Source organism: Sphaerothrix gracilis Ecp01 (assembly GCF_030405905.1).
Taxonomy (GTDB): Bacteria; Cyanobacteriota; Cyanobacteriia; order Phormidesmidales; family Phormidesmidaceae; genus Sphaerothrix; species Sphaerothrix gracilis.
On sequence record NZ_JASATW010000133.1, the window covers coordinates 1 to 1,165 of the forward strand.

At 46.4% G+C, this 1,165-nt stretch carries 3 protein-coding genes; all 3 read right to left on the minus strand.

The genetic code is table 11. The features are described from left to right. On the minus strand, window positions 1–341 hold a 341-nt coding region (locus QJQ48_RS28265; RefSeq protein ID WP_346294501.1), incomplete at its 3' end, for a hypothetical protein. Continuing rightward, window positions 341–913, minus strand: coding sequence for a hypothetical protein (locus QJQ48_RS28270; protein WP_346294502.1), 573 nt, complete (start codon window positions 911–913; stop codon window positions 341–343). The genes QJQ48_RS28265 and QJQ48_RS28270, both read right to left, overlap by 1 nt. Continuing rightward, the coding region (locus QJQ48_RS28275; protein ID WP_346294503.1) for a hypothetical protein at window positions 914–1,165 on the minus strand (252 nt) is incomplete at its 5' end.

Sequence of the window (1,165 nt, forward strand, 5' to 3'; positions counted from 1 at the left end):
TCTTCCTCTACCTGCTCGATACCGCTATCACCTGAGCTATCGCTGTTAGCTGCCGCTGTACTGGAAAGCTGAGGGGACAGCTCTATTGCAGGCGATCGCTCTATACCTGACTGCTGACCTGTTAGCTGCTGCGCAGCCCGATTTAAGGTTTCCTGCTCGTCAGCCGTTGGCGCGTAGGTTGGCAAGTCAGCCTGCCGCTGCCGGGTCGATACGACCTGCCAAGCATCACCAGGGCTAACGCCTTGCTGAGTCAAGGTATCAATACCTTGCCGTAGTCGCTCACGCTGAACGTTCGTGAGATCGGCTAAAACACTAGGCAAATGGATATCAGCTCTAGACATTAGTAACCAACAGCTGCTTCATCGACAACAACCCAATCTGCGCCCTGATAGCAAAGCGTGTATTGAGTGATTTCTGTTTCAGTCGGATCGCTATTAATAACCAGACAAGGATAGCCGCCGCTAGTACGTTCTGAAAGCTGAAGGGTAGGTACTCCTTCAGGCAATCTGGAAGGTAGATAACGACCAAAAATCAGGTTGTCTTCACTGTCATAAATGACATGCAAGCTACCTAAGCGCCCCGTCAATTCTGGCGAATTGAAGTCAACAAACAACAAGCCTTCATCAGACTGAAAGACCCGCATCGTTTCTAAAATTGAGTCTCTATTGGCTGACTCGGCTGAGTTCTCAGCAATAATTTCTTTAGCTCTTTCCTCCGAGATAACTGAAGTAGCACTTTGCCAATTCAAGCCATCAGAAGCTCCAGCAGATGAGCAGCCTAAAAGAAATAGCGACGATACTAACAGAAATAAGCCAAAGCCTAAGTAAGAAAACTTCACTAGCTTTCCTGCCCATTCGGGCAGCTCAATGTCTTCCTCAGCTTGATACTTTTTGTTTTTTTCATCAATATTCATTTACTGACTGCTCCTAATTTCATCCAAAACATTTAAGCGTTGCAATGCTTCCGCTTCCTCAGGAAATAGGTCTATAGATGAGAGGTCAAAAGCGTTGATGAACTCTGCTCTGCTCATACGCTCAAGCTGAATAGAATACTCAATCTCTCGAAACTTAACAGCCGCATCGAGCGGAACATAATTCGCATATTCAAGAAAGTCTCGTGGTGTATTCCAAAGCTCTCGCTGACAAGTATTTTCAGTCTGCGATGA